Annotated in this window: 13 protein-coding genes and 1 tRNA gene; 4 read left to right on the forward strand and 10 right to left on the reverse strand. The window is 71.9% G+C overall.

Annotated features, from left to right (window positions below; genetic code table 11):
• Positions 1–121: 121 nt before the first annotated feature.
• The 5 genes from ACIQ8B_RS03860 to ACIQ8B_RS03880 all read right to left on the reverse strand — a co-directional run bounded on the left by ACIQ8B_RS03860 (position 122) and on the right by ACIQ8B_RS03880 (position 5,112).
• Entirely contained in the window at positions 122–337 is a 216-nt protein-coding gene (locus ACIQ8B_RS03860) for a hypothetical protein (RefSeq protein ID WP_403545034.1), read from the reverse strand.
• A 265-nt stretch (positions 338–602) separates the two neighbouring features.
• Positions 603–2,051, reverse strand: a complete 1,449-nt coding sequence (locus ACIQ8B_RS03865; protein ID WP_403545036.1) for an FtsW/RodA/SpoVE family cell cycle protein — start codon at positions 2,049–2,051, stop codon at positions 603–605.
• Between the two features lie 27 nt (positions 2,052–2,078).
• The gene (locus ACIQ8B_RS03870) at positions 2,079–3,623 is read right to left on the reverse strand and encodes a Stp1/IreP family PP2C-type Ser/Thr phosphatase (RefSeq protein WP_290002797.1); all 1,545 of its coding nucleotides are present in this window, start codon (positions 3,621–3,623) and stop codon (positions 2,079–2,081) included.
• A 132-nt stretch (positions 3,624–3,755) separates the two neighbouring features.
• On the reverse strand, positions 3,756–4,262 hold the full coding sequence (locus ACIQ8B_RS03875) for an FHA domain-containing protein (protein ID WP_106413365.1): 507 nt from the start codon (positions 4,260–4,262) through the stop codon (positions 3,756–3,758).
• A gap of 10 nt (positions 4,263–4,272) precedes the next feature.
• A complete protein-coding gene (locus ACIQ8B_RS03880; protein ID WP_093764316.1) occupies positions 4,273–5,112 on the reverse strand; it encodes a DUF3662 and FHA domain-containing protein in 840 nt (279 codons plus the stop codon).
• Positions 5,113–5,720: 608 nt separating this feature from the next.
• On the opposite strand from ACIQ8B_RS03880, the gene ACIQ8B_RS03885 reads away from it, so the two are divergent.
• The 4 genes from ACIQ8B_RS03885 (at position 5,721) to ACIQ8B_RS03900 (ending at position 8,936) form a co-directional block, all read left to right on the forward strand.
• Positions 5,721–5,804, forward strand: a tRNA-Leu gene (locus tag ACIQ8B_RS03885).
• A gap of 361 nt (positions 5,805–6,165) precedes the next feature.
• Positions 6,166–7,626, forward strand: coding sequence for a DUF2252 domain-containing protein (locus ACIQ8B_RS03890; RefSeq protein WP_403545039.1), 1,461 nt, complete (start codon positions 6,166–6,168; stop codon positions 7,624–7,626).
• An 85-nt stretch (positions 7,627–7,711) separates the two neighbouring features.
• Entirely contained in the window at positions 7,712–8,551 is an 840-nt protein-coding gene (locus tag ACIQ8B_RS03895; RefSeq protein ID WP_403545041.1) for a hypothetical protein, read from the forward strand.
• Between the two features lie 55 nt (positions 8,552–8,606).
• Entirely contained in the window at positions 8,607–8,936 is a 330-nt protein-coding gene (locus ACIQ8B_RS03900; protein WP_106413363.1) for a rhodanese-like domain-containing protein, read from the forward strand.
• Positions 8,937–9,014: 78 nt separating this feature from the next.
• On the opposite strand, the gene ACIQ8B_RS03905 is transcribed toward ACIQ8B_RS03900, so the two are convergent.
• The 5 genes from ACIQ8B_RS03905 to paaA are packed head-to-tail and all read right to left on the reverse strand — an operon-like array spanning position 9,015 to position 12,640.
• Complete coding sequence (locus ACIQ8B_RS03905) at positions 9,015–10,073, reverse strand: 2Fe-2S iron-sulfur cluster-binding protein (RefSeq protein WP_403545043.1); 1,059 nt, start codon at positions 10,071–10,073, stop codon at positions 9,015–9,017.
• Positions 10,073–10,612 (reverse strand): 1,2-phenylacetyl-CoA epoxidase subunit PaaD, encoded by a 540-nt coding sequence (gene paaD, locus ACIQ8B_RS03910; RefSeq protein ID WP_403545045.1) that lies wholly within the window; start codon positions 10,610–10,612, stop codon positions 10,073–10,075. The genes ACIQ8B_RS03905 and paaD overlap by 1 nt, the downstream gene beginning before the upstream one ends.
• Positions 10,606–11,343, reverse strand: coding sequence for a 1,2-phenylacetyl-CoA epoxidase subunit PaaC (gene paaC, locus ACIQ8B_RS03915; protein ID WP_403545047.1), 738 nt, complete (start codon positions 11,341–11,343; stop codon positions 10,606–10,608). The genes paaD and paaC overlap by 7 nt, the downstream gene beginning before the upstream one ends.
• The gene (gene paaB, locus ACIQ8B_RS03920; RefSeq protein ID WP_024886305.1) at positions 11,340–11,627 is read right to left on the reverse strand and encodes a 1,2-phenylacetyl-CoA epoxidase subunit PaaB; all 288 of its coding nucleotides are present in this window, start codon (positions 11,625–11,627) and stop codon (positions 11,340–11,342) included. Before paaB ends, paaC begins: the two co-directional genes overlap by 4 nt.
• On the reverse strand, positions 11,624–12,640 hold the full coding sequence (gene paaA, locus ACIQ8B_RS03925) for a 1,2-phenylacetyl-CoA epoxidase subunit PaaA (protein ID WP_403545050.1): 1,017 nt from the start codon (positions 12,638–12,640) through the stop codon (positions 11,624–11,626). Before paaA ends, paaB begins: the two co-directional genes overlap by 4 nt.
• Positions 12,641–12,723: the final 83 nt, after the last annotated feature.

Below are 12,723 nucleotides of genomic sequence, written 5' to 3' on the forward strand. Positions count from 1 at the left end.
CCGACATCGGTCAATCAATAGACGCACTGAAGAGTCGGGTGGTTCCGGATTATACGGACGGCTTCCGGACCGGCGAACGCCGGTCCGGAAGCCGTCCGTCAACATGTCGCCGGGACCGTGCCTAGCAGTTCGGCGGGTTGCCGCTGGCCACCCTGAAGTAGTAGGCCGAGGTGTAGCCCCACACGTTCTTGTTGGAGTTGATGTTCTGTACGTAGTACCAGGTGGTGTTGCCGTAGATGCCTTCACCCTGGACCTTGCACTTCACGGCTCCGCCGTCGCCTATGTAGCCACGGTCGACGATGGCCGTGCCGGTGCTCGGACCCTTACGGATCTTCACATCGTTGGTGGTCCAGTTGCCCCCGTAGGCTGCGGCCTGGGCACTCGCCGAGTTGGTCACGGTCAGCAGTACGGCACCGAGAACGGTCGCGGCTCCCGTCACAACGCGCCTACTGCGTGTACGCATGCGAAGCATGGTAAACCCCCATAACTCTAGTCACTCGCTGGTCGCTTGCGGTGATTCAGAGTGACCTTATCGAGTGATGAGGCGTCAATGATCTTTTTTTTGAGTGACGATGATCACTCTCATGGGTGCCCTGGCGTCTTCATGGGCGGACCACCTGGGTCATCTCGGCGTCGGGGTTGGAGGCGGGGGCGGGCGCCGGGCGGCGGGCGGTGTCGCTGATCCTGAGCAGGATGCCGATCAGCGCCCAGTTGGCGATCACGGAGGAACCTCCGTACGCCAGGAAGGGCATCGTCATACCGGTCAGCGGGATGAGTCCCATGACGCCGCCGGCCACGACGAAGACCTGGAGGGCGAAGGCCCCGGAGAGGCCGATGGCGAGCAGCTTGCCGAACGGGTCGCGGGCGGCGAGGGCGGTCCGCACGCCCCGCTCCACGATCAGCGCGTAGAGCAGCAGCAGCGCCATGATGCCGGCCAGGCCCAGCTCCTCGCCGAAGGTGGCGAGGATGAAGTCGGAGTTGGCGGCGAAGCCGATGAGGTCGGAGTGGCCCTGGCCCCAGCCCGAGCCGAGGGTGCCGCCGGAGCCGAACGCCCACAGCGCCTGCATGGCCTGCTCGGAGTGGACGATGCCGTCCTGGACGCCGGCGCGGCTGAGCTCGAACTCGCGCATCGGGTCCAGCCAGGCCTGCACACGCGTCTGGATGTGCGGCTCGAAGCTCGCCACGCCGACGGCGCCGACCGCGGACATCAGCAGACCGAACACGATCCAGCTGGTCCGCTCGGTGGCGACGTACAGCATGATCACGAACATGCCGAAGAACAGCAGCGAGGTACCGAGGTCGGTCTCGAAGACCAGGATCAGGATGGAGATGATCCAGACCACGATGATCGGGCCGAGGTCACGGCCGCGCGGCAGGTAGAGCCCCATGAAGCGGCGGCTGGCGAGGGCCAGGGCGTCGCGCTTGACCATCAGGTAGCCCGCGAAGAAGACCGCGAGGACGATCTTGGCGAACTCACCGGGCTGGAGCGTGCCGAGGCCGGGGATCTTGATCCAGATCCTGGCGCCGAAGACGTTGTGGCCGAGGCCCGGGACCAGCGGCAGGAGCAGCAGCACCAGCGCGCCGGCCATCGAGATGTAGGTGTAGCGCTGCAGGACACGGTGGTCCTTGAGGAAGAACAGCACGATGACGAAGAGGGCCACGCCGATCGCCGAGTACATCAGCTGCCGCGGCGCCGCCTCCACGAAGGTCCGGCTCGCCTGCAGCCTCTCGGACTGGTCCAGGCGCCAGATGGCGACCAGACCCAGGCCGTTGAGCAGCGTGGCGAGCGGCAGCATCAGCGGGTCCGCGTACGGGGCGAACTTGCGTACGGCGAGGTGGCCCAGGCCCGCCATCAGACCGAGTCCCAGGCCGTAGCTCAGCAGCCCGGCGGGCACCTGGTCGTCGAGGGCGAGTCCCACGTTGGCGTAGGCGAAGACCGGGATGACGACGGCGAACACCAGCAGCGCGAGCTCGGTGTTGCGGCGGCTGGGAGCGCCGATGGCACCGATCGTGGACGTGTGCTGCGTCGACGGGTTGGTAGTACTGCTCATCGTGTGACAGGGCCTCTCACGGCTTGCCTACTGCTTACCGCACAGCGAGACGACCTTCTGCTCTTCCTCCGAGAGGCTGGGGCCGGGGCTGGTAGTGGGTGCGGTCGTGGACGGGGGCGTGGACTGCTCCGGTGCCTTCGCCGAGCCCGAGGGGTTCGGCGTCGGCGATGCCTTGGACGCGAAGGAGGCGGGGGTGGTTCCCGTGGTGCCCCCGGCCTCGCCCTCGCCGGTGCGTGCGTTCCTCTCGCCGGCGGCGGCGCGCCGCTCGGCCTGCTTCTTGCACGCGGAGGCCTGGACGGCCAGTTCCTCGATCTTCTCCCGCGCGCCGTACAGATCGCCCTCGACGATGGTCGCCTCGACCTGCTTGCGCTGGTAGGGCGGCAGGTACTTGAGTTCGATCTCGGGGTGATCCTTCTCGACCTTCGACAGGGACACCCAGGCCAGGTCCTGGTTGATGCCCCGGTACAGCGCGACGTGCTCGTCCTTGGCGCCGACGTAGTACTGCGTCTGCGTCCAGCGCCAGCCGCCGTACAGACCGGCGCCGATGACGGCGAGTGCGAGCAGGCTGTACGCGGACCTCTTGAGCCACCGGCGGTTCTTGGCCGGCTTGACGAAGTCGTCGTCGCCGTAGCCGAGGCCGTCGGTCTGGATGAAACCGGTGACGTCGCCGCTGCCGGGCGGGCCGAACTCGCCGCCCCCGCCGCCCCCGCCGCGCCGCCGCCCGAGGCCGGAGGCGCGGCCCGCGGGCGTCTGCATGATGCCGTTGTCCTGCGGCTGGTTCTGGTTCTCCGCGACGGCGCCGACCACGACCGGGGTGTCGGAGAGCTGCCCGGCCAGGGTGTCCCCGGTGTCCAGGTCGAGGACGTCGGCGACGATCACGGTGATGTTGTCGGGCCCGCCGCCGCGCAGCGCCAGCTCGATCAGGTTCTGGACGGTCTCCTCGGGGCCCTGGTAGCTGGCCAGGGCCTCCTCGAGGGTCTGGTGGGAGACCACGCCGGACAGGCCGTCGGAGCAGATCAGGTAGCGGTCGCCGGCCCGCACCTCGCGGATGGAGAGGTCGGGTTCGACGTGCTCGCCGCTGCCCAGGGCCCGCATCAGCAGGGACCGCTGCGGGTGGGTGGTGGCCTCCTCCTCGGTGATCCGGCCCTCGTCCACCAGACGCTGCACCCAGGTGTGGTCCTGGGTGATCTGGGTGAGGACGCCGTCGCGCAGGAGGTAGGCGCGGGAGTCACCGACGTGCACCATGCCCAGGCGCTGACCGGTCCACAGCAGCGCGGTCAGGGTGGTGCCCATGCCCTCGAGCTGGGGGTCCTCCTCGACCATCATGCGCAGCTGGTCGTTGGCCCGCTGGACGGCCGTGCCGAGGGAGGTGAGCAGGTCGGAGCCGGGCACGTCGTCGTCGAGGGCGACGATGGTGGAGATCGCCTCGGAGGAGGCGACCTCACCGGCGGCGGCGCCGCCCATGCCGTCGGCGATGGCGAGCAGGCGGGGACCGGCGTAACCGGAGTCCTCGTTGCCCTCCCGGATCATGCCCTTGTGCGATCCGGCGGCGAAGCGCAGGGACAGACTCATGCGCACCTCGCCCGTCGGCTCCGGGTACAGCCGGTCGTGTCGAGCCACACTGCCCACCCTCCGGTCGGGAGCGCGCCGGGACCCTGGGTGAGGACCCCCACCGCGTGCTCGCTCCGCTCGCTCATTCTCGTACTACTTCCGCAGCTCGATGACGGTCTTGCCGATGCGGATCGGTGCGCCCAGCGCGATCGGCGTGGGGGTCGTCAGCCGGGTCCGGTCCAGGTAGGTGCCGTTGGTGGAGCCCAGGTCCTCGACGATCCACTGCCCGTCGCGGTCCGGGTAGATCCTGGCATGGCGGCTGGAGGCGTAGTCGTCGTCCAGCACGATCGTGCTGTCGTGCGCCCGGCCCAGGGTGATGGTCTGGCCCTGGAGCGCGACGGTGGTGCCGGTCAGGGTGCCCTCGGTCACGACCAGCTTGGTGGGGGTGTTGCGGCCGCGGCGGCCGCCGCCGGCCTGCTGGCGCTGCGGGGGCGGCGCCTGGCGGGCCGCCTGCTGCCGGCCGGTCTCGCGCCGGGCTCCGCGCTGGGTGACGCGAGTGCCGAACAGGTCACTCCGGATGACCTGCACGGCCACGATCACGAACAGCCACAGAACGGCCAGGAAACCCAGCCGCATGACCGTGAGGGTCAGCTCTGACATTGCCCCCGCTTCACCCTTCGGCTTGCCTATAGATAACGGTGGTGCTGCCCACGACGATCCGCGAGCCGTCGCGGAGCGTAGCGCGGGTGGTGTGCTGCCCGTCCACCACGATGCCGTTGGTGGAGCCGAGATCCTGGATCGTCGAGGGCGTTCCGGTCCGGATTTCGCAGTGCCGGCGCGAGACACCGGGGTCGTCGATCCGCACGTCGGCCTCGGTGCTGCGGCCCATCACCAGGGTGGGGCGGGAGATCTGGTGGCGGGTGCCGTTGATCTCGATCCAGTAGCGGGTGCGGCCGCCGGGCACGGGGCCGGGGGCCGCGGCCGGCGGGTAGCCGTAACCGCCGGGCCGGCCGGGCGGCGGCGCGGCGGGCATGGGCGGGGCGCCCGCGGGGGCGGCCGGCGGGTAGCCGTAACCTCCGGGGCGGCCGGCGGGCGGGGCGGGAGCGGCCGCCCCGGGGGCCGCCGCCTGGCTGGCGGAGGAGGCGAGCGTGCGGCTGCGCACGCGGTACAGGCCGGTGTCGAGGTCCTCGGCCTTCTCCAGGTGCACCTTGATCGGGCCCATGAAGGTGTAGCGCTGCTGCTTGGCGTAGTCGCGGACCATGCCGGCGAGCTCGTCGCCGAGCTGGCCGGAGTACGGGCTCAGGCGCTCGAAGTCAGGGGTGCTCAGTTCGACGATGAAGTCGTTGGGCACGACGGTGCGGTCGCGGTTCCAGATGGTGGCGTTGTTGTCGCACTCCCGCTGGAGTGCACCGGCGATCTCCACGGGCTGGACCTCGGACTTGAACACCTTGGCGAAGGTGCCGTTGACCAGACCTTCGAGACGCTGCTCGAATTTCTTCAGGACTCCCATGGGGCACCTCCTCCGTCGCTGCCGTCCTGTGTACTGCCCCGTGCACCGTTGTGTGCACCGCTTACCTGGTACTGCTTACTGATCGTATCCACGCGCCGCCCGATCGGCTGGTTCCCCCTGTCCGCCCGGCCGCCGGGTGTCGGCGCCTGACGAAGTTCCCTCCGAGGCTCCTCTTCGAACTCCGTCGGCCGTGGTGGTGCCCGTCGTTCTGCCATGGATCGTAGAGGGGGCCGCAGACCAGTGTCCCGCACCCTGCGGCGGACTCCGTCCGCCTCTTGGGGAGACGGCCGGTACCGGTACGAGGTTGATACGTGAGGCGGTCGCGGTCGCGACACGGGCGGGCGTCCGACGCCGGCCGGCGGGGGTCCGTGGACGGCGGGGGGCGTGGAGGGGGCGTATGGAGGGAGAAAGGGACGGCCGCGGGTTTTCCGCGGCCGGGTGTGAACGGGACGCCGGAGAGGTGCCCGGAAGGGGTGGTGACGGCGTCGTCCCCGGTCGGAGGCGGTCCGCGCGGAAGGGATGTGAATCCACCCCGGACAGCGTGCTAATGTTCTCGATGTCGGAAGGCGCCAGGCCCCAGGGGGCAAGGACCGGAAGATACACCCAATGCGCGGGTGGCGGAATAGGCAGACGCGCTGGATTCAGGTTCCAGTGCCCGAAAGGGCGTGGGGGTTCAACTCCCCCCTCGCGCACACCGTCGGACGGGCGGCATCCATCGGATGCCGCCCGTTTCGCATGTCCGGGCCCTGTGAGGGCGGGGTGGACGTGTGAGGAACATCTCATGATCGAATCGGGTGCGCAGGGGCGGCAAGAGGGGTGATCTCCGGTCGTAACGGGCCGCGGGGGGCGTGGGCCGGAGCGGGGGCCGGGGGCGGGTGGCCGGGCGTGGTCGAACGGAGGGCGGGCCGGCCGTGCGGGGTGTTCGTCCGTGGTTGTCCACAGGGTGTGCGTCGTCCACAGGGCTGACGCCCGCGCGCCCGCCGGCTGTACGGTCGGCTCGATCGATGACGAGACGTGCGCACCGCACACATGTGCAGGGGAGAGGCGGCCGAGATGAGCGACGCCCGAGCCGGAGGGGGCGACGTGGTCGCCGGGGCGCCCGGGGCCTCGCCCGGGGAGACCGGGACCGGACAGCGGTTGCCGCAGGTGCCGGGATTCGGTCGCCGGCCCGCCGCGGGCTCCCCCAGGCAGGAGGGCAAGGCGCTGCGTGGACGGGTGCCCCGCAGCGTCCACGCCGCCCTCGGCCCGGACGTCTCCCGGCCCGACGCCGTGGCCGCCGTCGAGGAGTCCAGCCGCGGCCGGCTGCCCGAGCTGGCGCCCCTCCGCGTCGGCCGGATGGCGGCCACCCCGTTCGCCTTCCTGCGCGGCTCGGCGGGCCTCATGGCCCACGACCTGGCCCGCACGCCGGTGACCGGCATCGGCGCCCAGATCTGCGGTGACGCCCACGCGGCCAACTTCGGTCTCTACGGCGACGCCCGCGGCGGCCTGGTCATCGACCTCAACGACTTCGACGAGACCGTGCGCGGCCCCTGGGAGTGGGACCTCAAGCGGCTCGCCGCCTCCCTCGTGCTCGCCGGGCGGGAGGCCGGCGCGGACGAGGACGTGTGCCGTGCGGCCGCCCGGGACGCGGTGGGCGCCTACCGCCGCACCATGCGCCTCCTGGCCAAGCTGCCGGCGCTGGACGCGTGGAACGCCATCGCGGACGAGGAGCTGGTCTCCCACGCGGACGCGCACGACCTCATCGGCACCCTGGAGCGGGTCTCCGAGAAGGCCCGCGTCAACACCAGCGGCCGCTTCGCCGCCAGGTCCACCGAGCGCACCGAGGACGGCGGACGCCGCTTCGTCGACGCGCCGCCCGTGCTCCGCCGCGTCCCGGACGCCGAGGCGACCGCCGTCGCCGCGTCCCTGGAGCAGTACCTCGGCACGCTCCCGGCCGACCGCCACCCCCTGCTCGCCCGGTACGCGGTGCACGACGTGGCGTTCCGCGTCGTCGGCACCGGCAGCGTCGGCACCCGCTCCTACGTCGTGCTGCTGCTCGACCACCGGGGCGAGCCGCTCGTGCTCCAGGTGAAGGAAGCCCGCCCCTCCGCCCTGATGCCGCACCTCCCGGCCGCCGGCTTCGACGCCCAGGACGCGGAGCACGAGGGACGCCGGGTGGTCGAGGGCCAGAAGCGGATGCAGGTGATAAGCGACAGCCTGCTGGGCTGGACCACCGTCGACGGCCGTCCGTACCAGGTGCGGCAGTTCCGCAACCGCAAGGGCAGCGTGGACCCGGCCGCGCTGGCCGCCGACCAGATCGACGACTACGCCCGCATGACCGGGGCCCTGCTGGCCCGCGCCCATAGCCACAGCGCCGACCCCCGCCTCATCGCCGGCTACTGCGGCAGGAACGACGAACTGGACGAGGCGGTCGCCGCGTTCGCCGTCGCCTACGCCGACCGCACCGAGGCGGACCACACGGACCTGGTGATGGCGGTGCGGGCCGGCCGGATCGCCGCGGAGACGGGGATCTGAGACGGTTCGCCCCAGGACGGCCCGGTCCGGGCGCACACCCCGGTGACGGGACGTGCCGCCCCCGCAGGTGGCCTACGCTGTCCGGGTGACGACCTCGGAAGGTGACCAGGGTGAAGGCGCCGGCGCGCAGCGTACGCCCGTCGGCGGTGGCGCGACGCGGCCCGAGGAGCGGCTGGAGCAGGCCGTGCGGGCGGCGGAGAAGGCGCTGATCGAGTTCGAGATCGCCGTGGAGACGTTCCGCGTCGAGGTCGAGAACTTCTCCCGGCTGCACGAGCAGAAGCTGGGCCCCCTGTACACCCGCCTCGAGGAGCTGGACGCCCGGATCCTCGAGGCCAGGGCGGCCCGCAGCGACGACCCCGAGGACCGCCGGCGGGCCGACGAGGCGCGCGCCCGGCTGGTGCCGATCCCCGGCGTCGAGGAGCTGATGAACGGCTGGATGGACGGGGACGGCCTGTTCCCCGAGGCCACCGCCATGCTCACGGACCGGCCGGTGCGGCCCCCGGAACGGGTGCGGCCCAGCGAGGAGGCCCGCAAGCTCTACCGCGAGCTCGCCCGCAAGGCCCACCCCGACCTGGCGCAGGAGGACGAGGAGCGGGCCCGCCGCGAGGAGTTCATCACCCGTGTCAACGCCGCCTACGCCCGTGGCAACGCGGAGGAGCTGCGCGAGCTGGCGGAGGAGTGGGCCGCGGGACCGGAGCTGAAGCGCACCCCGAGCCCGGCGGAGGAGCTCTACGCCCGCCTGGAGTGGCTCTCCCAGCGCAAGGAACTGCTCACGCTGGTCGCCAGGAACCTGGAGGAGAGCGCCATCGGCTCCATGCTGCGGCTGGCGCCCGACGACCCCGACCAGCTCCTCGAGGACATCGCCGCGCAGCTGCGGGCCCAGCTGGCCGAGCGTGAGGCGGAGCTGGCGGCGCTGCAAGGCTGAAACCGGGTGTGCCCCGCGGTCCGGTAGCGTCGGGTGCATGAGTTTTGGAGCTGGTGTGCCCACGGTCCAGGTCGGCGACCTCAAGGACGGCGACTTCCTGCTGGACGTCCGTGAGGACGACGAATGGAAGGCCGGTCACGCCGAAGGCGCGCTGCACATCCCCGTCAGCGAGTTCGTCGCCCGCTACGGCGAGCTGACCGAGGCCGCCCCGCAGGACGGCCGGATCCATGTGATCTGCCGCTCCGGCGGACGGTCGGCCCAGGTCACCATGTACCTGGCCCAGCAGGGCATCGACGCCGTGAACGTGGACGGCGGGATGCAGGTGTGGGAGGCCGCGGGGCGTCCCGTCGTCACCGACGACGGGCAGCCGGGTCACGTGCTCTAGCGGTCGCCCGGGACGCCCCGAGAAGCGTCCGAGTCCGTCGGCCCGCCCCGCAGGGCGGGACCGGCGGACTCAGCGGTCTCAGCGGTCGAAGTCCAGCTCCACCTTCTCCGTCACCGGGTGCGACTGGCAGGCCAGGACGTACCCCGCCTCCGTCTCCTCCGGCTCCAGGGCGAAGTTGCGGTCCATGCGCACCTCGCCGGAGACCAGGAACGCCCGGCAGGTGCCGCACACGCCGCCCTTGCAGGCGTAGGGCGCGTCGGGCCGGTTGCGCAGCACCGCGCTCAGCAGGGACTCGCCGGCCTGGACGGGCCAGGTGCCGCCGCGTCCGTCGAGCCGTGCCGTGACCGTGCTGTGCGCGGGGGCGGCCGAGGCGGCGGGGGCGGCCGGTCCGGAGTCCACGTGGAAGATCTCCTGGTGGATGCGGGAGCGGGGGACGCCCAGCCCGCGCAGGGCCCGGTCGGCGCCCTCCACCAGTCCGTACGGTCCGCACAGGAACCAGCCGCCCACCTGGTCCACCGGAAGCAGCGCCGGGAGCAGCGCGGCCAGCCGCTCCCGGTCCAGCCGCCCGGACGGCAGTCCCGCCTGCTGCTCCTCCCGGGAGAGCGCCGTCACCAGCTGGAACCGGTCGGGGTAGCGGTCCTTCAGGTCGGCGACCTCCTCCAGGAACATCGTCGAGGCGGCCGTCCGGTCGCTGCGTATCAGGCAGAACCGTGCCTCCGGCTCGCGGGCCAGGAGTGTGGAGACGATCGACAGCACCGGCGTGATGCCGCTGCCGCCGACCACGGCCGCGTACAGACCGGGGGCCGGGGGGAGCGTGAAGCGGCCGGCGGGGGTCATGACCTCCAGCTCGTCCCCGAGGCCGATCTCCTTGAGCGCGTACGTGGAGAACGCGCCGCCCTCCACGAGCCGCACCCCGACCCGCAGGGTGCTCGGCGCCTCGCCGTCGGGGGCGGGGGAGCAGATCGAGTAGGTGCGGCGGATCTCCTCGCCGTCGGCGACGCGGCGCAGCGTGAGGTGCTGCCCGGGGATGTGGCGGTACTCCTCGCGCAGTCGTGGGGGGACGGCGAGGGTGAGGGCGACGGAGTCGTCGGTGAGCCGGTCGACCGCGGCCACCCGGAGCCGGTGGAAGCGGGCCATCACAACTCCTTGAAGTGGTCGAACGGTTCGCGGCAGGACAGGCAGCGGCGCAGCGCCTTGCACGCGGTGGAGGAGAAACGGCTGAGCAGCTCGGTCTCGGGGGAGTCGCAGTGCGGGCAGCGCACGGGCTCCGGCCCGCCGGCGGCGCCGCTGTCGCGTGTGCGTGTGGGGCCCAGCTCGACGCGGACGGGGCCGGGGACGGCGCCCGTGCGGGGCGGGGCGATGCCGAACTCCCGCAGCTTGCGGCGGCCTTCGTCCGTGATGTCGTCGGTCGACCAGGCGGGGGCGAGGACCGTGCGCACGGTGACCTCGCGCACGCCGTGCTCGCGCAGCACGCGCTCTATGTCCAGGCTCATCACCTCGACGGCCGGGCAGCCGGTGTAGGTCGGGGTCAGGTCGACCTCGACGCTGTCCGTGCCGTGCGCCCGCACCGCGCGGACCACGCCCAGCTCGCGCAGGGTCAGCACGGGCAGCTCGGGGTCGGGCACCGAGCCGGCGAGCTCCAGCAGCTGCTCCTCCAGGGGCGTGGTGGTCACCATGTCGCCCCCGGGTGGCTGCGGTGCAGGTGCTGCATCTCGGCGAGCATCCGGCCGAAGGGCTCGGTGTGCAGGCCCTGACGGCCCGCGCCGGCCCTCCAGGCCCCCGAGCGCGGCCCCTTCGGCACCGTGAGCGTGGCGCGTCGCAGCACGTCCTCGATCACTTCCAGCCAGGTGCGCTCCAGAGCGCTCCAGTCGACGTCGTCGATCCCCTCGACGGGCTGGAACATCTCGCCGGTGTAGCGCCACAGCGCGTCCACGGCCCGCTGCATCCGCGCGTGGCTCTCGTCCGTGCCGTCGCCGAGACGCAGGGTCCACTGCTCGGCGTGGTCGCGGTGGTAGGCGGACTCCTTGACGGCCTTGCCGGCCAGCGGGGCGAACGGGCCGTCGCCGGAGGCCAGCCGGCCGTGCAGGAGGTGCTGGTACACGGAGAAGTAGAGCTGGCGGGCGATGGTGTGGGCGAAGTCGCCATTGGGCTGCTCCACCAGCTGGAGGTTGCGGAAGGCGCGCTCCTCGCGGAGGAAGGCCAGCTCGTCCTCGTCACCGGCCGTCGACAGCAGCAGCCGGGCCTGGCCGAGCAGGTCGAGCGCGATGTTGGCGAGGGCGACCTCCTCCTCCAGCACGGGGGCGTGCCCGGCCCACTCGCCGAGGCGGTGGGAGAGCACCAGGGCGTCGTCGCCGAGGGCGAGCGCGGCGGCCGTGGGGACGGTGTCCGCGGGGGGTGTCGTGGTCACAGGTGCTGCACCCCCTCGGGGATCTCGTAGAAGGTGGGATGGCGGTAGGGCTTGTCGGCGGCCGGCTCGAAGAAGGGGTCCTTCTCGTCGGGCGAGGAGGCCGTGACGGCGGAGGACGGCACGACCCAGATGGAGACGCCCTCGCCGCGCCGGGTGTACAGATCGCGCGCGTTGCGCAGGGCGAGCTCCGCGTCCGGGGCGTGCAGGCTGCCGGCGTGGGTGTGGGACAGGCCCCTGCGCGAGCGCACGAAGACCTCCCACAGCGGCCAGTCGGTGTGGGTCATGCGCGCGTCGCTCCCGTCGTGTCGTTCCTGTGCTTGGCCGCGTGGGCCGCTGCCGCATCCCGGACCCAGGCGCCTTCCTCGTGGGCCTTCCTGCGCCGGGACAGGCGCTGTTCGTTGCACGGGCCGTTGCCCTTGAGGACCTCCCAGAACTCCGACCAGTCGATGGCGCCGAAGTCGTGGTGCCCGCGCTCCTCGTTCCACCGCAGGTCCGGGTCGGGGAGGGTGAGGCCGAGCGACTCCGCCTGCGGGACGCAGATGTCGACGAAGCGCTGGCGCAGTTCGTCGTTGGAGTGCCGCTTGATCTTCCAGGCCATCGACTGCGCGGAGTGCTGCGACTCGTCGTCGGGCGGGCCGAACATCATCAGCGACGGCCACCACCAGCGGTCCACCGCGTCCTGCGCCATCGCGTGCTGCTCCGGCGTGCCCTTGCTGAGGGCCAGCAGCAGCTCGTACCCCTGGCGCTGGTGGAAGGACTCCTCCTTGCAGATGCGGACCATCGCGCGGGCGTACGGGCCGTAGGAGCAGCGGCACAGGGGGACCTGGTTGGTGATCGCGGCGCCGTCCACCAGCCAGCCGATGGCGCCGACGTCGGCCCAGGTCAGCGTCGGGTAGTTGAAGATCGAGGAGTACTTCTGCCGGCCGGCGTGCAGCTTGTCCAGCAGCTCGTCGCGGCTCACGCCGAGGGTCTCGGCGGCGCTGTACAGGTACAGCCCGTGCCCGGCCTCGTCCTGGACCTTGGCCATGAGGATGGCCTTGCGGCGCAGGGAGGGCGCGCGCGTGATCCAGTTGGCCTCCGGCTGCATGCCGATGATCTCGGAGTGCGCGTGCTGGGCGATCTGCCGGACGAGCGTGGCGCGGTAGGCGTCCGGCATCCAGTCGCGCGGCTCGATCCGCTCGTCGGCGGCGACCGCCGTGTCGAAGGCACTCTGGAGCGCGGCGGCGTCACCGGGGCCCGCCGGTGCGTCGTACGCGGTCGGACCGCCGGCCGTATCGCGGGCGGCTGCTGTCGCCATGGGGTCCCCCTCGACCTGGATGCTTCCCTGAGCACGCTCCCGACCGATCGTTCGGTTCGTGCGGTTCCATGGTGAGACGGGGG

Origin of the sequence: Streptomyces sp. NPDC096105 (genome assembly GCF_044763335.1) — a bacterium.
Taxonomy (GTDB): domain Bacteria; phylum Actinomycetota; class Actinomycetes; order Streptomycetales; family Streptomycetaceae; genus Streptomyces.

Excerpts from the sequence above, each read along its gene's own strand:
- ACIQ8B_RS03865 (WP_403545036.1), bottom strand. The coding sequence starts at position 2,051 with ATGAGCAGTACTACCAACCCGTCGACGCAGCACACGTCCACGATCGGT.
- paaB (WP_024886305.1), bottom strand. The coding sequence starts at position 11,627 with ATGACCCACACCGACTGGCCGCTGTGGGAGGTCTTCGTGCGCTCGCGC.
- ACIQ8B_RS03880 (WP_093764316.1), bottom strand. The coding sequence starts at position 5,112 with ATGGGAGTCCTGAAGAAATTCGAGCAGCGTCTCGAAGGTCTGGTCAAC.
- paaA (WP_403545050.1), bottom strand. The coding sequence starts at position 12,640 with ATGGCGACAGCAGCCGCCCGCGATACGGCCGGCGGTCCGACCGCGTAC.
- ACIQ8B_RS03875 (WP_106413365.1), bottom strand. The coding sequence starts at position 4,262 with ATGTCAGAGCTGACCCTCACGGTCATGCGGCTGGGTTTCCTGGCCGTT.
- paaD (WP_403545045.1), bottom strand. The coding sequence starts at position 10,612 with ATGGTGACCACCACGCCCCTGGAGGAGCAGCTGCTGGAGCTCGCCGGC.
- ACIQ8B_RS03870 (WP_290002797.1), bottom strand. The coding sequence starts at position 3,623 with ATGAGTCTGTCCCTGCGCTTCGCCGCCGGATCGCACAAGGGCATGATC.
- ACIQ8B_RS03905 (WP_403545043.1), bottom strand. The coding sequence starts at position 10,073 with ATGGCCCGCTTCCACCGGCTCCGGGTGGCCGCGGTCGACCGGCTCACC.
- ACIQ8B_RS03890 (WP_403545039.1), top strand. The coding sequence starts at position 6,166 with ATGAGCGACGCCCGAGCCGGAGGGGGCGACGTGGTCGCCGGGGCGCCC.